A 20623-nucleotide genomic window follows, 5' to 3' on the forward strand; every position below is an offset into this window, starting at 1 on the left:
TAACACCTGTTTTTTTCTCCCTCAAAATGAATTATTTAAAATTTTATCTCAAAAAATGTTTTGAGTAGATTTGTATAGAAATAATTTAACCGTTAATATTGCAACGTCTTAAAGAGAAAGACACACGGGCATAGCTCAGCTGGTAGAGTTACGGTCTCCAAAACCGCAGGTCGTGGGTTCGAATCCTACTGCCCGTGCTAAACCGCAAGTTCTGAATAGAATTTGCGGTTTTTTTTGTTTATAATGTACCTCTGATCAAATCGAGAAAAATCCACAGATATGAGATACTTTGCTGAAATCGCTTATTTAGGCACAAATTACCATGGCTGGCAAGTACAGCCCAATGCTGAAACAGCCCAAGGGCATCTTGACTATGTTTTAAGCAAATTATTAGGCAAGGAAATCAATACAATTGGCAGTGGAAGAACCGACACTGGCGTACACTGCTCCCAACAGTATGCACAGTTTGATTATGATGGTGATTTAAGCGGAAAAAATTTCCTGCACAGAGTCAACTCTTTTCTTTCTCATGATATTGCTGTCAATAGCTTATGGCAAGTGGACGAGGAAGCTCACGCTCGTTTTGACGCCACCAAAAGAAGTTACCGCTATGATATTGTTTTAGGAAAATCTCCTTTCAAACAAGGATTAGTGTGGCAATATTTCAGACACCCTGATTTTGATAAACTCCAAGAGGCCGCTAAAGTATTATTAGAATTTGAGGATTTCACTGCATTTTCTAAAAAACATGCTGATGTACACACGCACATATGTGACATTATGCAATCCTATTGGACAAAAGAAGGTGATACATTATCCTTCCACATTCAAGCCAACCGCTTTCTGAGAGGTATGATCAGAATTATTGTTGGGAATATGATGGAAGTAGGCATGGGGAGAATGACTACTGATTACATGAGGGAAACGCTTGCTACTAAAAGCAGAGAAAGAGCCGCTAAGTTTCTTGCTCCTGCTCAAGGACTGTTCCTTTCGGAAGTACTTTATCCTGAAGAGATCTTTTTGAAGCAAATCATTGACTAGATCAGTACATTTTAATGCAAATGGAATAACCATTTCAAACAGGTAGCACTACTAATAAAGAAAACGTCAACCTCTTATTTATTAACAGAACGAAAAGACTCATCCCCTCTTTTTTCTAAAATGATAGATTTAGGAGCAAAACCCAGTTTATTATAAAATGCAATAACCTGTTCATTCTCTACTCCGACAGCTATTTTCTGGATAGCCACACCTTTATAGTTTAGCCAATTCATAGCTTCCTTCATCATTTCTGTACCTATATCCTCCTTACGGTATTCTTTCAACACGTAGAGCGACTCTATCTCCCCTACAGTCTTGTCACATTCATGTACAGATACAATTAAATAGCCCACTAGCTTATTATCTGCTTTTGCAGTAATCACTAGCATATCATTGGCCTTCTGCAATAATTTAGAACGTCTTCTTATCCAATCTCTGTCAGTAGGCTCAATATGAACCTCATATCTTAAATAATGGTGCAGAGCAAATAGTTTTTTCCATAATTCAGCAACTTCATCAATAGAAGTCACATCATTGTTATTAATGGTATATTGGCTAGTTAATTTCATCTCATTTGGAATTTGGTGTGTTGTTTAGCTTTACTTATAAAACAAAGCCTCTTGCATCAAAAATAGTAAATACAAGAGGATTATTTTATGTTCTAGGTAACCTAAAGTAAATAACTTTAAGCATATTTATCATAAAAATGATGAATCAAAACTTTAAATACCGATCAGAAACCGATGGTGAAATCTCATATCCAAAATCAACACCCAACTCTTTTGGACCTAGCTGTATAAATTCACCTTCCTTTCCTTTTACATCAATAAAACCTTTACTATTAATCTCCACAATACCATAAACAGGCACTTTGTAAGGAACCGTATTTTTAAGAGCAGGTCTATAGTCATTAACTGTATCTGAAAATCGTTCTTTGTACTGGAATTCTTTCCCCACCCATTCATAAGACATACTATTCATTCGAATGTAATGTATACCATTTATTTCATGGTGAGCATCATGGTGATCATGGCCACTGAAACATGCAATTACTTTCTTGGTTTGCTGATTTGCTTCTTCAAAAATTGCTCTTACCACCTCTCTATTTTTAACACCGGATTCACCATCTAAATTCTGATGTGAGAAAATTATGACTTTCTTATCAGTTTGAGTAAGATCATCCCTTAACCAATCCAACTGTTCTTGAGGTAAAGTTGCTCGTGTGGGTTTATGAGCAAAATAATTTCCATTTTCATAGTCAACAAAAGATGAATCCTCCACAAAAAAAATTAGGGTCTAAAACAACAAAATGAAATCCACATTCATCAAAAGAGTAAAAGCTCTTCTCCATACCAGTATACTTCATGCTTTCATTTTTAGATGAAATATCCATATCGTGATTTCCTAAAACATGATACTTTGGACCTGAGAAAGAATTCCAGACATTCAAAAAGCCATCATTTTGGGTTTTAGGATAACAAAAATCTCCCAGTTGAATGATAAAGTCCACATCTTCTTTTTGAGCGTGTTCAACAAAGGTTTGAAGCCGTTCTGGAGCATCATGAATAATATCCTGATGTACATCTGTACAAACTGCAAATTTCACAGTTTTCTCCTCCGAACAAGAAAAACATATTACCGCTAATAAGAATAAAAGATTTAGTTTTTTCATGATTGATATTTTAAGGTGAAATGTCATTTGAATTTAACCTTACCTCAACCTTTTCTATAGCAGTTTCTTATCTTATTCTTTGTCTTAATTATCTAAAAGAAAAAGTGTTTTTTTTAATAATGAGTGATGAATTAAGAATGTAGAAAAAGTATTGCGTTACGATCCCTAAAGTGGTTTTAATGGTGATTCGGTATAACCCCACAATACGAAGCACACACCTTAACTCTTAACTCAAACAAATCATGTTTACAAAAAAGAAAACCTCTAACATCAGAAAAACTGACATTAGAGGTTTATTTATGCTTTAGGTAATCCTTAGATTACTTTCTGTACATTACTTTCTTCACTGCTTCAACAGTACGCTCAACGTTTGGTAAGATCTCTTCGATCAATGTTGGTGCGTAAGGAAGAGGAACGTCTTTAGAAGCTACTCTTACTACTGGAGAATCTAAGTGATCAAATGCGTGAAGTTGTACGTGGTGAGAAATCTCAGATGAGATTGACGCTAATGGCCAAGCTTCCTCAACTACAACTAAACGGTTTGTTTTCTTCACTGATTTAAGGATTGCATCAAAGTCGATTGGTCTTACAGTACGTAAGTCAATTACTTCACATGAAATACCAGCTTCTTCTAATTCAGCTGCTGCTTTAGTGATTACGTGAACCATTTTACCGAAAGAAACTAAAGTCACATCAGTACCTTCCTGGATAACGTTTGCAACACCTAAAGGAATGATATATTCGCTCTCAGGTACTTCACCTTTATCAGCATACATTACTTCAGATTCCATAAAGATAACTGGATCATTATCTCTGATAGAAGCTTTTAATAAACCTTTTGCATCATATGGATTAGAAGGAACAACCACTTTAAGACCTGGAGTATTAGCATACCAGTTTTCAAAGTTTTGTGAGTGCTGAGCACCTAACTGTCCAGCGTTACCTGTTGGTCCACGGAATACCATTGGAGCAGAGTATTGTCCACCTGACATCGAAAGGATTTTCGCTGCACTGTTGATTACCTGATCAATTGCTACCAACGAGAAGTTGAATGTCATAAATTCTACAATCGGACGAGTACCGTTCATTGCTGCACCTACACCGATACCAGCAAATCCAAGTTCTGCGATTGGCGTATCGATCACTCTATCTGGACCGAATTCGTCTAACATTCCTTGTGTTACTTTGTATGCACCGTTGTATTCTGCAACTTCCTCACCCATAATGAAGACATCTTTATCACGACGCATTTCTTCTTGCATCGCCTCTCTAAGTGCTTCTCTGAATTGAATTTCTCTCATTACTTTTTATAAGTTCTGCTAATAATATATATCAGTATTTTCGTTTTCGGGTGCCAAGATAAGAAGATTTACGCTATTTTTTAAGCGTATCAATAAAAGGTTTTCATAAAAAAAGAACATTTATCATTAAGCTTTGGTAAGGAAGGTGAATTTTCATCACCTCTTTTCTTTTTCAAGAGGTGCAATACAAAATGTAACACAACTTCTAGCACTGAAAATTTTCTTACCATAAATGTTCATTATAAAAGTCCTTGTGCAACTTTTACTCCTTAGAAATAATTATTTGATTAAGCTTGCAAACATTACAACCTCTCATTTTAGTTTTACATCATCAGGCCGTATGCTACTTTAATCCCTTTATCTGACAGTTTTTTCATCAACACTTTTTCATCTAATTCACTCATCAAATTGAATGCACTTTCAACCTTAACTATTTGCCCATTTCCATCATCTACTTTAAAAACAACTACTTCTTCGCTTAAAAAACCTTTTGTTTCCATGGATACCGAATCTATTTGATCAAGATTAATAGTAACCGTTTCAAGTTTATTTAATACAATTTTGAAAAGTGTAGAGAACATGCTCAACTTATTAGTCGTAGACACATATTTTACAAACGTAATTTGATCATCTAACAAATGAGCAATGATGTTTTCTTGCTTGTAGACTTTGATCCCACTATAAATTATCAACCCCAAAAAAAACATAGACATCACCTGAAGAATAATAGGATGGTCGATCACAAAGATTGCAAATGTATTGGTAAAAATAACCTGAATAAATAGAGTTACGATAAACACAAAAAAAACTGCTAGGAAGGTAGCATAACGCTTTAAAAATTTTTTGATATAATAAGACTGTAATGCAGTCTGAGTATTAAATGAAGATTGAGTTGTAGATTTCATGTTTATAAATTAATAGAATAAAAAATGTCTGCTCGAAACAATATACTAGATATTACAAAAAAATAATACACCTTTTAATAGTAAAACAAAAAAGCCTACCCTTAATGAAAAGGATAGGCTTTTTTATATTTTAATCTACTTCTAAATAAACTAATTATTTAGTAGCAGCTTGGAAATCTGCGTTTTCAAAGAAAGCGAAGAACTCAAGATCTTGAGCCGCTTTAGTTTTCAACTCACCTGCAGCTTTAATTTCGCTGATAACTGTAGCAGCATCAGATTTTCTAGCAGCAACGATCGCTAAACCGTAGTGAGCCCACTCAGTACCTGACTCATTGAAAGCTCCTTGAGCTTGAGAGAAGTCATTAGCACCTGATTTTTCAGCTTTTAATAAGTAAGCTAAACCTTTGTTGTAAACAACTGTAGCGTCATCGCCAGCTGAAGACAAGTATTGGATAGCACCGTCGTAATCACCTTCAGTGATTGCAACATAACCTTTAACAGCATTTGCAGTAGCAGCTACTGAAGGGTTGCTAGAGTTAGCTTTCTCTAAGTCAGCTTTAGCGCCAGCAACATCACCTTTCATTAACTTAGCACCAGCAAGGTTAGCATAAGCTTCAGGAACGCTGTTAGATTTAGCCGCTGTCTCTAAGTGAGGGATAGCTTTCTCTACTAACGCCATAACATCACCACCTTGTTTCGCTTGAGCGAATAAAGTAGCACCTAAGTTGTTGTGAGCGATAGCTGAATCATCTTTACGGATAGCAGCTTCGTAAATTTTTACTTTAGCAGCTAAATCCGAAGATAAGTGAGCAGCATATAATAACTCCTCAGAAGATAATGAATCTAAAGCCATTTGACCTTCTGCGATGCTAGCCGCACGTGCTGAGATCTCAGCATCAGTAAGCTTTTCTTTGATCTGTAAGATCTCAGATTTAGCATTACGTAATGGAGGGTAAACGTAACGGAATAATTTCTTGTAAGAAGCAAGTGACTGTAATTTCAATTGCTTAGATACGAAATCACCAGAACCGTTTACTACTGACATGATTTCATCTTTCTCAGCGTCAGTAAATTTATCTGAATCTTTTAAGATTGCTTTGAACGCTGTCCAGTTTTCAACTACTGGCTTCGTTACAAATTGAGGAGCAGTTTCCTCTTCAACCTTGTTTTTCTTCAACAAGTACTCGTAATACTTTTGTACAGCCTCAGGACGCTTGTTCGCTAATTTTGTATTTACCTCTGTAGAACCTTCTGGTGAGTGAGAACCAGTAATAGTTACTGTTCTTGTAGGGTTCTTAGCAGATACGTAGTTTGATAACTCCTTACCTTCAGCACCTCTCTTCTCAGAAGAACGTAATACTGATGAACCTTGTAAGAAGAAGAAATCTACGTTTGTAGGGATATACTCCTCAGCGTTGTTGTAACCGTGATCCGCAAAGTTTGCGATAAAAGTAGGCTGAACGTTTTTGATCGTAGTAATTACACCTTGACCTTGGTTGTTTGGCATTGCTGCAAAAGCACCTTCGTTAGACTCTTTTACTTTTTGGTTTTTAACTTTAGTCGCACGACCTAAGTATTCTAATTGACCTCTTTCAAACTTATCCTCATAAGCAAAAGCCATACGCTCGTTCAAAGCCGGGGTAGCTTCTGGAGAGTCAGCGTAGTCATCACCGTTGAAGCTTACTACACCTACTTCGATAGGCTCAGCGTCGTTCGGGTTGTATTGAACTACAACATCATAAGTATAACCTTTCTTTAATAATTTTGGAGGAAGTTTTGTGTCAAGTTCGAAAACAACCGAATCACCATGTAATTCCAATGGTGAAGGATTAATTGTCATTCCTTGCTCTTGAGCCATTTTATTCACATCTACGTTAGAGCAGTTTGTGAAGATCAATGTTCCAGCAGCAAGTACTGTAGACAAAGCATTAGTGTATTTGTTCATAATCGTCATCCAATTTTTCTATTTCTAGGTTCCGCAATTTAACCGCCTAAAATCAATTGTACACCTACGCAGTATAAATATTAACTTTTTTTAGAAGTTTGCATTTATATTTAGTATGATATCAAATGAAAATAGCATTATAATCGCGTAATTTTTCAGTTTTCAAAGATAAGTGAATACAATTTACTAACTCTTAATGCTTATTATTATTACAAAAGATTAACAAAAAATAAGATTCAAGAGTTACTTTAATTGATTTTTTTAGTAAAGGGCCTAAAATTAATGATTTACAAACCCTTTTAAGTCTGTGAATCTCGTTCTTTTTTTTAAAAAAAACTCCTTTACAATCAACTTTTTATAAACTTCAGGGAAGTTGATTTTATGATTTTTAATTTTCCGCCTTGCTTTCACTAAATATCCAATGGAAAAATAAAAATCTCTATGTGCCTTTAACACTGCCCATAAGTTATCCACCTCTCCTTTCAGCAAAAAGCGGACACCTGCAATACCATCAAGAATCATCCTGAAGAAAATTACAAGAAACAGTTGTGATGAAGGTAAATTCTTAAAGAGCAGGAATAAACCATTTCTGAAGTTTAAATAGGTCTTCTTTGGGTTTTCTCTGCTTAGTGTTCCACCTCCAACATGATACACCTCAGAAGTTCCTACAGCCTTGATCTTATACCCCTCACTCTTCAGCCTCCAACACAGATCAATCTCTTCCATATGCGCAAAAAACTTCTCATCTAAACCACCCATTTGATGATATAACTCTGCTCTTATAAATAAGCAGGCTCCTGTTGCCCAGAAAACATCAACGGTGTCGTCATATTGTCCATCATCATACTCAAGTGAATGCATGATTCTACCTCTGCAAAAAGGATAGCCCATAAAATCCATATATCCTCCTGCCGCACCCGCATGCTCAAAGGATTCTTGATCTGAAAATAATTTAATTTTTGGCTGACAAGCGGCAATCTGCTCATCACTTTCCATCAATGAAAGTAAAGGCGCCAGCCAATTATCAGGACATTGAATGTCAGAATTTAAAAGGACGTAGTATTTAGCATTTACTTGCTCAAGTGCTTTATTATAACCTCCAGTGAAACCGAAGTTCTCTGATAGTTCAATTAATCGTACGTTAGGATAGTTTTCTTTTAAAAATGGAACAGAATCGTCTACTGAGGCATTATCTGCCACCACTACTTTTGCTCCGCAGCTGCTTTGAATTACACTATCTAAAAATTCTTCTAAAAATTTTCTACCGTTATAATTTAGAATAACAATAGCTACCTCTTCAAAAGGAAGTTCGCTTGTTGGCTTCATGTCAACAAAAAATATCTCAATTTATATAAAAAGGGTTGCTGATGTTTTGACCAACAACCCTTATCTCTCATTACTCAGTTGTAAAACTAAGTAAAAAATTTGCTTATCCTAAATTTCCGAAGTCCATACCAGGGATATTAGGCATCATCCCTTTCGTAGTCTTCATCAATCTTTCCTGTCCTTTCTGATCTGCTTCTTTGATGGCTTGATTTACAGCGGCAACCACAAGATCCTGCAGCATTTCTCTGTCTTCCTCTTTACAAAGCAAAGGATCGATCTCTAATTTGATGACCTGCTTTTTACCATTCGCAACGGCCTTCACCATTCCTCCGCCTGCATCACCCTCAGCAGTTACATTTACAAGGTCTTCTTGTGCTTGTTTTAATTTTTCTTGGACTTCTTTCAACTGTCCAAACATATTACTAAAATCCATAATGTTAGGTTCTCCATTAAACGTTGAAACACAAACAGCAAAGCACTTAAATTAGCACTTTGCTGTTTGTTAGATTTATTATGTCAATTTGTGCTTACGCAACTTTCAAGTTTTTAGCATGTGAAGAGCTCTCAAATTTAATTTTTGCATAGTCTCTATCAATCACAAATTGTTTTATTTTCTCTTCTGAAGAAGGCAGCTCGTACATGGCGTCAAGCATGATTGCTTCCATGATACTACGCAAGCCTCTTGCTCCTAAGTCATATTCTAATGCCTTTTCTACGATATAATCCAAAGCGTCATCTTCAAACACTAATTCTATATCTTCCATTGCAAACAGTTTTTTGTACTGTTTTGTCAATGCGTTTTTAGGCTCTGTAAGAATATTTCTTAAAGCGTCTTTATCCAATGGCTTCAAGTAAGTCACCAACGGCAAACGACCGATCAATTCTGGAATAATACCAAAACGCTTCAAATCCTGTGCAGTTACAAACTCTAAAAGCTCTTCTTTATTCAACTCTGGCTGATCATCTTCTTGACCTGCAAAACCAATAGGTCTTGTATTCAAACGTGAAGCGATCATATCAGCAATACCTGCAAAGGCACCACCACAGATAAATAAGATATTTTCAGTATTTACCGAAATTAGTTTTTGCTCAGGATGCTTTCTACCTCCTTGTGGCGGAACATTTACGATTGATCCTTCTAATAATTTCAATAAAGCCTGCTGAACACCTTCACCACTTACATCTCTTGTGATAGAAGGATTATCAGATTTACGAGCGATTTTATCAATCTCGTCAATATATACGATACCTCTCTCTGCTTGCTCTACATTGTAATCCGCAGCCTGAAGTAAACGTGTAAGGATCGTTTCAACGTCCTCGCCAACATAACCTGCTTCTGTAATTACTGTAGCATCTGCAATACAGAAAGGTACTTGCAATGCTTTCGCTAAAGTTTTCGCCAATAACGTCTTACCCGTACCAGTATTACCGGTCATAATGATATTCGATTTTTCAATCACAATATCATCTGAGGTTTGTTTTTGGTTCAAACGCTTGTAATGGTTATATACAGCAACCGAGAGTACTCGTTTTGCTTTATCCTGCCCAATGATATACTCATCAAGATGTTTTTTCATCTCAGCAGGTGTTTTTAAATCAAACGAAGAAGTCTCCATATCCTTTTTACGAGGTTTTCTTTCCTCCATAAGGATTTGGTGTACTTGTTCAATACAGTTGTTGCAGATCTGAGCATTCTGACCTGAAACCATTAATTCCACCGTATCTTTAGGTGCGCCACAAAACGAACAGAAATTCCCTTTCATTTATTCTCTCCTTGCCTTTACTCTTCTTAATATAATGTATAAAGAAAACTTTCTTTATATCACAACAAACTCGTTAAAATATATAAGAGTTTATATTCTTTATATTGAAAATGCAAGTTACTATAATTTTTACACTTTCTTACAATAGATAAGAGGGAAATGTTAGATCATTTCCCTCTCAATACCAATGTTTTACACTTCAGACAGTTTTTTTATTGATTTTTCACAGTTAAATCTAAAATCCAGTTCAAAATCCTGTCAAAGTTCAGTTTACTCGTTGTTGCTAGGGTTTCTTACCAACACTTCATCGATTAAACCATATTCTTTGGCTTGCTGTGCTCTCATCCAGTAGTCACGGTCTGAGTCTTGCCATACTTTGTCATAAGGCTGACCTGAGTGCTTCGCTAAGATTTCATAAAGTTCTTTCTTTAACTTCTGAATCTCTCTTGCTGTAATCTCAATATCAGAAGCTTGACCTTGAGCGCCACCCAATGGCTGGTGAATCATGATTCTTGAGTGAGGCAAAGCTGCTCTTTTACCTTCAGCACCACCTGCTAATAGTACAGCACCCATTGACGCCGCCAATCCTGTACAGATTGTTGCTACGTCAGGACGAACATACTGCATCGTATCATACATACCCAAACCTGCATATACAGATCCTCCTGGGCTGTTGATGTACATCAAAATATCTTTTTTAGCATCAATTGACTCTAAGAATAATAACTGAGCGATAACAATATTTGAAATAGCGTCATCTACTTGAGTACCCATAAAAATGATACGGTCAGCAATTAATCTTGAGAATACATCAATTTCGGCAAATCTACGGTCACGTTCTTCAATAACGGTACGCGTCATATTTTCGAAATTACCAATATAGCTATCCATATGAAGGCTTGAGATTCCCTGGTCCTTCATGGCAAATTTTTTAAATTCGTTCTTTAAATCCATAGTTTAATCAATTTTATGAGTTAACGCTTATTAGTGCTAGACTATATATTATGAAAGAGAGCAGTGTATTTTCTATCAATCACACTGCTCTCCTATACAAATATATAATAATACTGTTACGAGAGAAGAAAAATCTGCTCTGTTTTTCGTTTTTTTCTTTAAAATTTGAAATTAATACGTAATACGCCCGAATGCCTTCCCGACCTTGATCGACAATGTTACAAAAGTAATTTTAGGGTTGGCATTTCTTTCTATGAAATAAAAAGAGTCGTTAAAGCTTTTGACTAATTCCGGCAGGTTCTTCTCTGTGAGGACTTTAGAAAAATTATTCACAAACTCTCTTGTTTCATCATCCAATCGGATCACTGCCTCTGCATTGTTTTTGATCAGCATGGCTTCTCTGAAAAGCGTCAAACCAAACTTAAAAAAGTTCTTCTGTCCTTCTTTCCCTAACTTATTGAACTCCTCAGACCATTTTCCAGCAATTTCTGTAAAGTCGCGTTTGAAGCATGAGCGCATCCAATTCTTAAAAAGTTTTTCGCTCTGATCAGGCACATCTGATGCAATTCTTAATGCTTCACGGATATTGCCATCCGCTAGAAATGCGACTTTCTGCGCTTTTGTGGAGTCAACGCCCTGTCCCTCTAAAAGGTGAGCTACTTCTTCGTCAGCTGGAGATGACACGTATACTTTCTGTGCCCTTGAGAGAATAGTGACCAATAGTTTTTCTGGATCATTGCTCACCATAAAAAACAACGTCTTCTCCGGTGGCTCCTCTAATATCTTTAAAACAGCATTAGCAGCAGGAGCTTGCATTAATTCAGGCATCCACATCAATACAATTTTATAACCACCTTGGTGTGCCTTGATCGACATGGATTTGATGACCTCACGGCTTTCCTGTCTTGAAATAATGGCTTGTTTGTTCTCTCCACCTATATAATCAACCCAATCACTTACATTTTTATAAGCACCGTTTTCCTCCAAAACAAAAGATCTCCAATCTGTCAGGAAACGCTCCGTTACAGCATCTTCCCTTTTGTTTACTTTCTTAGTTGTCACTGTTGGCACTACAAAATGCACATCAGGGTGAAGCATTTTCTGTGCATTTCTACATGATTTACACTGTCCACAAGCGTCCTCTGCTCCAGGATTTTCACAGTTCAAATAATTAGCATATGCCAATGCCAATGGAAGCTGTACTCCTCCTTCTTTCCCTATAAACAACTGAGCATGAGCAATTTTATTTTGCTGCGCTGCATGGATTAAAATTTTCTTTACGTCTGACGCTCCCGGTACTTGTGCAAAAAGCATGTAAATCTGTTTTATTGATATTCTAGATTATCACAGCAAATTTCACTTTTTCATACTTTAATGCAAATTCTGAATGAACTACTTCCCCAATATTTGTTATAAAAAAAGAGACCTCAAATTAATGAAGCCTCTTTAGGGGTAAATACATTTCATTTCATACATAGAAATTTTAATATTTTGATTTATTCGTGAACCATATGGTATATGTTGTTCGTATCATTCGGATTATAACCTGATGCTACTGAGCTTTTGTAGGAAACACAGCTGCTTAATGAAAGCAAGAATGCCCCAATCAGTAGGAGTTTTAAATATTTCATAGTAGCGTGAGTTTGAGATAATACTTTTAATTAGTGTAAGTTACACTCTTTAAGTTAACATTTATTTATTAGAATCACAAAATATTGATAAAAGTTAAAGCCTGCAGTCAATTTTAGCAGGCTAAACATCTAATTTTTATGATTTTAAGCCTATTTATTTTAATGAAAAACGGATGATTTTTTATGTAAAAATATCTGATTATTAATACTGTATAAATGTCTTTTGATTGATTATTTTGTTCTTTTTCACCATCTAACCCTCCTCTTTTTATTCATGATTTAAATGGTAAATATTCTCTATATCATTTGAATTATAACCTAGCTCAATTGATTTCTTGTATGACAAACAACTGCTTAGGGATACTAATAATAGACCGATCAATAAAGTTTTAATGTGTTTCATGTTTGTAGGTTTTAGTTTTGAATCTTAATATTTATACGTAATAAATACACTTTAAGATTCATTTTTAAGTCTATTTCACAAGAAAAGCCAATAGTTGTGAATCAGAAGGCAGGAACAAAAAGGAAATCAATACATTGTTTGTATCTTTGCTTTTCAAATTTATATAGATTTTCAACTCAATCGTTGCCATTAAAATGCGTATTGACATCATTTCTTGTGTGCCAAAATTATTGGACAGTCCATTTTCACACTCTATCCTCCAAAGAGCCAATGACAAAGCACTTTCTGAAGTACATGTTCATGACTTAAGAGAGTATAAAGTGAACAAGCACGGTCATATTGATGATTATGCCTATGGACATGGTGCCGGAATGGTATTAATGGCTGACCCTATTTTCAACTGTATTGAGGATCTTAAAAAAGAAAGAGACTATCAGGAAGTTATTTATATGACACCTGACGGTGAGGTTTTTGATCAGCAGATTGCCAATCATCTTTCTATCAGCTGTGAAAATATTATCATCCTCTGCGGTCATTATAAAGGTATTGATCAAAGAGTCAGAGATGAAGTCATCACTAGAGAGATTTCTATTGGTGATTTTGTACTTTCGGGTGGAGAATTAGCGGCGGCTGTGGTTGCTGATGCTATTATTCGTTTGATTCCGGGTGTACTTGGTGATGAAACATCTGCTTTAACAGACTCTTTCCAGGATGGCCTTTTGGCTCCTCCTGTATATACTAGACCAAGAGAATGGAAAGGACAAGAAGTACCTGATATTTTACTTTCTGGTCATGAATCAAAAATCGATGAGTGGCGATTGGAACAGTCAATGGAACGCACCAAGGAAAGACGTCCTGATTTATGGGAAAAGTATTTGGATGCTCATCCTGAAGTGAAGACGAAACCGAAGAAAAAAAAGAAATAAAAATAAACCCCTTCTTTTAATGCAATAGCACATAAAGGAAGGGGATTTTTTTGACTCAATAATGCTTACAAATGTAAATCAATCGAAGCTCCAATTTCTATAAAATCAGCGTTTACTGCATCGCCAATATTATTTGAGGGACCAGATGCTACTGTTGTAGAATTGCTATTGTATCTTAGATAAGGAATCAACTTAAACTTTTTTGTAAAGTGAATAGGTACACCGAAGTCAATATAAAACCCTAAGCTAGACTCAAAGCTAGTGGAACCGTAATCTGTATTATTTTCAGTGACACTATACTCTCCAGGAATTTCGTAAAGAAGACCTCCACCTATTCTGAAACCTTTTACTTTTGCACTTTGATTCGTGATCACTTCATACTGTGCTCCTCCTCTAAAAAGTGTTCTGCCAAAAAAAGAAGAGTTGACATTATTACCAGAATAAGATGAAGTTGTAGCGTTGTACTGCAATTGTATTGCATACCCAATGTTAGCTAACACAGAAAGGTTATTATTCAAATAGTAACCTAGCCCCACTTCGAAGCCAAAACCACTTCCGTAACTTGCAGTGGAGTTTCCAGGTACTTCCACACTTCCCAAACCAATACCAAGATTAATTTTACCGTTTAGAAAAAATGGTGAATCAAAATTTGTGGTTGACTGAGCATTGACCGTCAGATTACACAATCCTAAGACTAGAATTGAAAAAATAAGCTTGCTAAAATTCATGATTTCAGTTTTTAAAAAAAATAAATAGTCAGTTCAAAGATAATAGTAAGTACTAAGACATAAAAAAACACTTATAATTTATTGCTAAACTATAAGTGTTTTATGTTTTGAGTGAATTTATACTATTCTTAGAATTCTAAAAACTAGATTTTGTAAGTCCACCCTCTTGTATCTTCAATTTCTCCTTTCTGAATACCTTGGAACTTATCTTTCAACTCTTGAGCGAAAGTATAATCTGCTGGCAATTCATAATCAATTCCCTCATCGGCAATTGAAGCAAAAGGAGCAATCGTAACTGCTGTACCAATACCGAAAGCACCGTTTAATCTGCCTTCCTTGATCGCTGTGATCACTTCCTCTACAGAAATATGACGCTCTTCTACTTTCTTACCCATTTCTTCTAGTAATTCAATTACAGTTAAACGAGTGATAGAACGTAGGATTGTGTCCTCTACAGGAATAGTAGGTGAAGTCACGAATGTACCGTCGATATCGAACATTACATTCATAGTACCTGATTCCTCAATATATTTACGCTCTTTAGCGTCTGTATACAATAACTGGTCGTATCCTTGCTCTGCCGCTAATTTTGCTGGAAGTAAAGAAGCTGCGTAGTTACCTGCCACTTTTGCGAAACCTGTTCCGCCTGGAGCCGTTCTTGCAAACTCTTTCTCCACTTTAAGTCTTAGCGCTTTAGAATAATATTTCCCTGCTGGAGCTGTGATGATTGCAAACGTATATGTTTCTGATGGACGCATTCCTAAAAATGAATCTGTTGCAAACATAAATGGACGGATATAAAGTGAACTGTCCGGAGTATTCGGCACCCACTCTCTGTCAATCTCTAAAAGCGTATGTAAACCTTCCATAAAGATTTCTTCTGGAATCGTTGGCATACAGATTCTTTCTGCAGAGACGTTTAATCTTTTAGCGTTTTCCTCTGGACGAAAGACTAATACTTCCTCAGCGTTTTGTGCGTTTCTAAAAGCTTTTAATCCTTCAAATATAGACTGCCCATAATGCAATGACGACGTTGCAGGACTTAATTGAAATGAATCGTAAGGGACGACTCTTAAGTCTTGCCATTTACCATCGCGATAGTCAGCTACAAACATGTGGTCAGACATAGTCTTTCCAAATGGTATATTATTGAAATCAACTGTACTTAAACGTGAGTTCTCAGTCTTCTCAATTCTGATGTCTAGTGTCAAATCCTTCATAATACTGAACTAACAATTTTTTGCGATGTGAAAAATGTGCCATAAATATAGATAGATTTGTACTATTGTGAGTTATTATTTCGAAAATTGTACGACTCTTAAGGAGATTTTTTGATATTTGTTAAAAATTTCGGAGAAAAATGAATGAAAACATAATTTACATCGGTTTATGTCTTTTATTTTCTGCTTTCTTTTCCGCCACTGAAATTGCTTTTGTTTCGGCGAATAGACTGCATATTGAAGTACAAAGACAGAAGGACTCTTTTACGGGCAGACTGATTGATAAATTTTTTGAAAATAAATCTACTTTTATTACCACTATTCTGATTGGCAATACTTCCGCACTGGTAATGTATGGTGTGTTTGTATCCAATGTTTTAGACCCTGTTTTACAGCTCTTTTTTAAGAATAATTTTCCTACTTTGGATGCAGGATCTATTGAAGTGGGTGTATTGATTTCTCAAACGATTGTATCAACGGTTGTGGTATTGATCACGGCTGAGTTTTTGCCTAAAAGTTTGACAATGCTCAACCCTGATTTATTCTTGAATATTGCGGCGCCGCCGATGAACATTATCTATACTGGCCTCTACCCTGTTACTTGGGCTGTGGAGAAACTTTCACAGTTCTCTATCAAACATTTGATGGGCATTAAGATGGAAGAACAAGAAACACCTTTCAATTTGACAGATTTAAGTCAATATATCAATGATATAGAAGTGGCCTCTCTAGACGATGATGATCCAGATAGTGAAAGTATAGATAAGAAGTATTTTGAAAATGCTTTACAGTTCAAAGAAGCTAAAGCAAGGGACGTAATGATTCCGCGTAAGGAAATTGTAGCTTTGGACATTGAAGAGGATATTGAGGCACTTAAAACACTTTTTATTGAAAGCGGTCACTCCAAGATTCCTATTTACAGAGATGATTTGGATGATATCGTTGGGTATTGTCATGCAAGACAGCTTTACAAGAAACCACAAACCATACAGGAAATTATCCGTGAGATGCCTTCAAAGCCTGAAACTGCAGCCGCAGATGAAATGATGGCCTATATGATGTCAGAACAGAAGAGTATGGTCTGGATTATTGATGAGTATGGAGGTACAGCAGGTATTGCTACGCTTGAAGATATTACGGAAGAGATTGTAGGTGAAATTGAAGATGAGCATGATGAAGATGACCTTCCTTTCTTCAAAGAAGATGAACATACTTACTTGCTTACCGCAAGACATGAAGTCGATACGTTAAATGAAAAACACAATTGGAATATCGATGAGGAAGGAGAATTTGATACTTTAGGTGGCTTTATTCTTTATCACCATAGAAATATCCCTCAAGTGGACGAGGAGATTGAAGTGGATAATATGAATTTCAAAATTGTAACCATGGATGGTGCTAGAATAGACATGGTGAGATTACACTTTAAACAAGAAGAAGAAGATCAAAATGAGGAAGGTTAAATTATTCTAACTTATTTTTACATATTTTTCACACTAGTTAATGGTTTTAAATATAAAAGATATATAATTGTATTATACAAAATAAGAAAACCTTTCCACACAAGCTCTCTCAAACTTTGTGGAAAGGTTTCTTTTTTAAAATTCAGCCTATCTATGACTTATAATGCCGCGATAGCTGCTTCGTAGTTTGGCTCGTCTACAGTCTCAGCTACTTGCTCAGTGTAGGCTACTTTACCTTCTTCGTCAATTACAACAATACATCTTGAGCATAATCCTGTAAGTGGACCGTCGATGATTTTTAAACCGTAAGCATCTTCAAAAGAAGTATCTCTGAATGATGAACCTGTGATTACATCTTCGATTCCTTCAGCACCGCAAAAACGGCCAAATGCAAATGGTAAATCTTTAGAAACACAAACTACAACTGTGTTGTCTAATGATGATGCTTTTTCATTGAAAGTTCTTGTAGATGTTGCACATGTACCTGTATCAACACTTGGGTAGATGTTTAGAATTACTTTTTTCCCTTTCAACTCTTCCAGAGTTACTTCTGAAAGGTCTGATTTAACTAATGTAAAAGCGGGAGCTGCTGAACCTACTGCTGGTAGTTCTCCTGAAGTATGAAAAGGATTTCCTTTTAAAGTAATTTCTGCCATTTTTTTAGCATTTAAAAGTTTGTAATAAATTCGTTTTTGAGAGCACATTTGAAATACACACCAAACTGGAAATTGTTTTTAAAATATGCTTTAAATTTGCGAGTCCGTTTGAAAAAACGTAAACATCCACAATTTAACAGTTCCATTGAAAATGAATTCACATCAGATAGAAATAGTTGAAAAAACAGCCCAATTTATTCAAAAAAAGTTTGAAGGGGAAGGTACAGGTCATGATTGGCACCATATCTATAGAGTTTGGAAATCGGCGGAAAACATTGCGAAAACGGAAGATTGTGATCCTTATATTGTTTCGCTCAGTGCTTTACTTCATGATATTGCGGACCATAAATTTTATGATGGTGATTTGATGGAAGGAAGTCGACAAACAAAAACTTGGCTGAAAGAAATTGGGGCAGATGATGATACCATTGAAAAGGTAGCGGATATTGTTAGCAGAGTTTCTTTTAAAGGAGCAAATGTTAAAGATGATATGCCAAGTATTGAAGGACAAGTAGTTCAAGATGCAGACCGATTAGATGCAATTGGAGCCATAGGGATTGCTAGAGCTTTTGCTTATGGAGGTAATAAAAATAGATCGCTTTATGACCCTTCTGAAAAATATGAAATGCACGAGAGTTTTGATGCTTACCATAAAAGTGAATCTTCTACAATTGCTCATTTTTATGAGAAACTTCTTCTGTTAAAAGACCGTATTCATACTGCTACAGCTAAAAAAATTGCTGAAGAAAGACATCAATACATGGAAACTTTCCTAGAACAGTTTTACGGAGAGTGGGAAGGAAAGAGATAGGAATTAAGAATGATGAGGGAAGAGGTGTATGTACTTCCCTCTTTTTTTTAAAATAAAAACATACCACTTGGAATGTTTTTATTTTATCTCTATGTTTGTAGCATGGAACAGAAATTAAAATCGGAACAAACACAACAACTCATTATCGATACTTCTTTCCAGCTTTTTTATAAAGATGGGTTTCAATCAACGAGTATCAATCAGATTATGAAAGCCACCTCTCTAACTAAAGGAGCTTTTTATCATCACTTTAAGGATAAAAGAGAAATTGGTGTCGCTGTCATTAATCAAATTGTATTTGACCGAATTCATAAATATATGATCCTCCCTTTACAGCAGGAAGGTGATGCTATTGAAATCCTTAAGGATATTTTCACGAAAAAGATCAGGACTTTCACGGATTATGAAAAGGAAAAGGGATGTCCTGCCAACAACCTCATTAATGAGATTGGAAACACTGAAGAGGTCTATCAAAATGCATTAAGAGACATTATTGATCAATGGACTTCTGCTATTGAAGCTGTGATTGAGCGAGAGAAAAAGAGAGGTACTATTAAAGAAAATACCGACAGTAAAGCGGTAGGAACATTTCTAGTCAGTGCTTTTGAAGGTGTAAGAGGATTAAGAAAGCTTTATCATGATGACGCTATTCTTGAGCAGTATTTAGTAGGAGTTTCTACTTACCTTGATCAATTAAGATATTCCAGTTAAACCATTTATCTACCCATTCTTTTAACCAATTCAATTTCAATAGGGAAGTGCATCGTAAAGGTGTACTTCCTACTTTCACTTTAAACACAAAAGCAGAGTGGATAAACAGATTTTAGAAATCAGGAGATTTCTAATGATCTACAGGACACGAATGACGCTTTCGCTTAACATTCGCGCCAGTTTACCCTACTACGCTTCCCTAGCGCAAGAGTTAAGCAATAGCGCCTCTTGTGCTTTAAAATCTTTAGAAGTCTCTGACTTCTACTCAAAAGAGATTCAATTTATTTTCAGAATATTCAACTTAACCTATCATTCAAATGAAAAATCTATTTTTATTTATTCCACTTACTCTATTACTTTTTTCATTCAACACACCCGAATCGAAAAAGGAATCTCCAAACGTCAAAGTCATCTTTCTTGATGTCAACGAAACAATTTTGGATCTGAACAATATGAAAACTTCAGTGGCTGAAGCCTTGGGTGGCAGAGAAGATTTACTGGGGCTTTGGTTTTCTAAAATGCTTCACTATTCGCTAGTTGCGACAGATATCAATCGCTATGAGCACTTTGGTAAAATCGGAACAGCAACATTAATGATGGTCGCTGAAAACAATGACATTCCATTGACGATGGAAGAAGCTAAAAAAGCCATTGTTACGCCATTAAGGTCACTTCCTCCCCACCCTGATGTGAAAAAAGGTTTAGAGATTTTGAGAAACAAAGGCTACAAGATTATCACCTTTACCAATTCCTCTTATGAGGGTGTAAAAACACAAATGGCCAATGCTGAATTGACGCCTTACATTGATCAGATGTTGAGTGTGGAAACGATCAAAACGTATAAACCTCATTTGGATAGCTACAAGTGGGCATTAAAAGAAACAGGCTACAAAGCTGAGGAAGTAATGATGGTTGCTGCTCATGGTTGGGATGTGGCAGGTGCTAAAGAGGCAGGGCTTAATACAGCTTTTATCAAACGAAAAGGGAAAACACTTTATCCATTAGTAGAGAAACCTGACTATGAGGTGAAGGATCTTATTGAGCTAGCAAATCAATTGGAAGATTTATCCAAAAATCAGAAGTAAGAATTATTTTAATCAAGTAGGGTAAATATGGAATAAGTCTACGTCTATCCCATATTTATCCCTCTCACAGAACCGTGCGTAC

20 protein-coding genes and 1 tRNA gene are annotated in these 20623 nt (G+C 35.8%); 7 read left to right on the forward strand and 14 right to left on the reverse strand.

What is annotated here, in order from left to right; all coding sequences use genetic code 11:
• Positions 1-124: 124 nt before the first annotated feature.
• A tRNA-Trp gene (locus tag HHU12_RS09200) sits at positions 125-197 on the forward strand.
• 82 nt (positions 198-279) lie between these two features.
• The gene (gene truA, locus HHU12_RS09205; RefSeq protein WP_169656447.1) at positions 280-1041 is read left to right on the forward strand and encodes a tRNA pseudouridine(38-40) synthase TruA; all 762 of its coding nucleotides are present in this window, start codon (positions 280-282) and stop codon (positions 1039-1041) included.
• 74 nt (positions 1042-1115) lie between these two features.
• On the opposite strand, the gene HHU12_RS09210 is transcribed toward truA, so the two are convergent.
• From HHU12_RS09210 to HHU12_RS09260, 11 genes are all read right to left on the reverse strand, one after another.
• A complete protein-coding gene (locus HHU12_RS09210; protein ID WP_169656448.1) occupies positions 1116-1610 on the reverse strand; it encodes a GNAT family N-acetyltransferase in 495 nt (164 codons plus the stop codon).
• Positions 1611-1755: 145 nt separating this feature from the next.
• Positions 1756-2322 carry a metallophosphoesterase family protein gene (locus tag HHU12_RS35615; RefSeq protein WP_169656449.1) on the reverse strand — a complete coding sequence of 189 codons (567 nt, stop codon included), beginning with the start codon at positions 2320-2322 and terminating at the stop codon, positions 1756-1758.
• Positions 2300-2713, reverse strand: coding sequence for a metallophosphoesterase family protein (locus tag HHU12_RS35620; protein ID WP_169656450.1), 414 nt, complete (start codon positions 2711-2713; stop codon positions 2300-2302). The genes HHU12_RS35615 and HHU12_RS35620 overlap by 23 nt, the downstream gene beginning before the upstream one ends.
• 320 nt (positions 2714-3033) lie before the next feature.
• Complete coding sequence (locus HHU12_RS09225; protein WP_169656451.1) at positions 3034-4014, reverse strand: pyruvate dehydrogenase complex E1 component subunit beta; 981 nt, start codon at positions 4012-4014, stop codon at positions 3034-3036.
• 323 nt (positions 4015-4337) lie between these two features.
• The gene (locus tag HHU12_RS09230) at positions 4338-4919 is read right to left on the reverse strand and encodes a hypothetical protein (protein WP_169656452.1); all 582 of its coding nucleotides are present in this window, start codon (positions 4917-4919) and stop codon (positions 4338-4340) included.
• A 154-nt stretch (positions 4920-5073) separates the two neighbouring features.
• Positions 5074-6864 (reverse strand): OmpA family protein, encoded by a 1791-nt coding sequence (locus tag HHU12_RS09235; RefSeq protein ID WP_169656453.1) that lies wholly within the window; start codon positions 6862-6864, stop codon positions 5074-5076.
• A 279-nt stretch (positions 6865-7143) separates the two neighbouring features.
• Positions 7144-8190 (reverse strand): glycosyltransferase family 2 protein, encoded by a 1047-nt coding sequence (locus HHU12_RS09240; RefSeq protein WP_169656454.1) that lies wholly within the window; start codon positions 8188-8190, stop codon positions 7144-7146.
• 103 nt (positions 8191-8293) lie between these two features.
• Entirely contained in the window at positions 8294-8623 is a 330-nt protein-coding gene (locus HHU12_RS09245; RefSeq protein WP_205959834.1) for a YbaB/EbfC family nucleoid-associated protein, read from the reverse strand.
• Between the two features lie 94 nt (positions 8624-8717).
• The gene (gene clpX, locus HHU12_RS09250) at positions 8718-9953 is read right to left on the reverse strand and encodes an ATP-dependent Clp protease ATP-binding subunit ClpX (RefSeq protein ID WP_169656455.1); all 1236 of its coding nucleotides are present in this window, start codon (positions 9951-9953) and stop codon (positions 8718-8720) included.
• Positions 9954-10223: 270 nt separating this feature from the next.
• Positions 10224-10907 carry a ClpP family protease gene (locus tag HHU12_RS09255; RefSeq protein ID WP_169656456.1) on the reverse strand — a complete coding sequence of 228 codons (684 nt, stop codon included), beginning with the start codon at positions 10905-10907 and terminating at the stop codon, positions 10224-10226.
• A 171-nt stretch (positions 10908-11078) separates the two neighbouring features.
• Positions 11079-12221: a DNA polymerase III subunit gene (locus HHU12_RS09260; RefSeq protein WP_169656457.1), complete on the reverse strand. Its 1143-nt coding sequence runs from the start codon at positions 12219-12221 to the stop codon at positions 11079-11081.
• A gap of 914 nt (positions 12222-13135) precedes the next feature.
• On the opposite strand from HHU12_RS09260, the gene trmD reads away from it, so the two are divergent.
• Positions 13136-13867, forward strand: coding sequence for a tRNA (guanosine(37)-N1)-methyltransferase TrmD (gene trmD, locus HHU12_RS09265; protein WP_169656458.1), 732 nt, complete (start codon positions 13136-13138; stop codon positions 13865-13867).
• Between the two features lie 65 nt (positions 13868-13932).
• On the opposite strand, the gene HHU12_RS09270 is transcribed toward trmD, so the two are convergent.
• Positions 13933-14595: an outer membrane beta-barrel protein gene (locus HHU12_RS09270; RefSeq protein WP_169656459.1), complete on the reverse strand. Its 663-nt coding sequence runs from the start codon at positions 14593-14595 to the stop codon at positions 13933-13935.
• A 143-nt stretch (positions 14596-14738) separates the two neighbouring features.
• Positions 14739-15815, reverse strand: a complete 1077-nt coding sequence (locus tag HHU12_RS09275; protein WP_169656460.1) for a branched-chain amino acid aminotransferase — start codon at positions 15813-15815, stop codon at positions 14739-14741.
• A 140-nt stretch (positions 15816-15955) separates the two neighbouring features.
• Here HHU12_RS09275 and HHU12_RS09280 point away from each other — a divergent pair, with 140 nt between their 5' ends.
• Complete coding sequence (locus HHU12_RS09280; protein ID WP_169656461.1) at positions 15956-17278, forward strand: hemolysin family protein; 1323 nt, start codon at positions 15956-15958, stop codon at positions 17276-17278.
• Between the two features lie 158 nt (positions 17279-17436).
• Here the strand turns inward: HHU12_RS09280 and tpx are convergent, their stop codons facing one another.
• On the reverse strand, positions 17437-17934 hold the full coding sequence (gene tpx / locus HHU12_RS09285) for a thiol peroxidase (protein WP_169656462.1): 498 nt from the start codon (positions 17932-17934) through the stop codon (positions 17437-17439).
• Between the two features lie 151 nt (positions 17935-18085).
• Between tpx and HHU12_RS09290 the strand changes: the two genes are divergently transcribed.
• The 3 genes from HHU12_RS09290 (at position 18086) to HHU12_RS09300 (ending at position 20541) form a co-directional block, all read left to right on the forward strand.
• On the forward strand, positions 18086-18745 hold the full coding sequence (locus HHU12_RS09290) for an HD domain-containing protein (protein ID WP_169656463.1): 660 nt from the start codon (positions 18086-18088) through the stop codon (positions 18743-18745).
• Between the two features lie 102 nt (positions 18746-18847).
• Positions 18848-19456, forward strand: coding sequence for a TetR/AcrR family transcriptional regulator (locus HHU12_RS09295; RefSeq protein WP_169656464.1), 609 nt, complete (start codon positions 18848-18850; stop codon positions 19454-19456).
• Between the two features lie 317 nt (positions 19457-19773).
• A complete protein-coding gene (locus HHU12_RS09300; RefSeq protein ID WP_169656465.1) occupies positions 19774-20541 on the forward strand; it encodes a haloacid dehalogenase type II in 768 nt (255 codons plus the stop codon).
• Positions 20542-20623: the final 82 nt, after the last annotated feature.

It is taken from the genome of Flammeovirga aprica JL-4, from assembly GCF_012844305.1.
In the GTDB taxonomy this organism is placed as follows: Bacteria; Bacteroidota; Bacteroidia; order Cytophagales; family Flammeovirgaceae; genus Flammeovirga; species Flammeovirga aprica.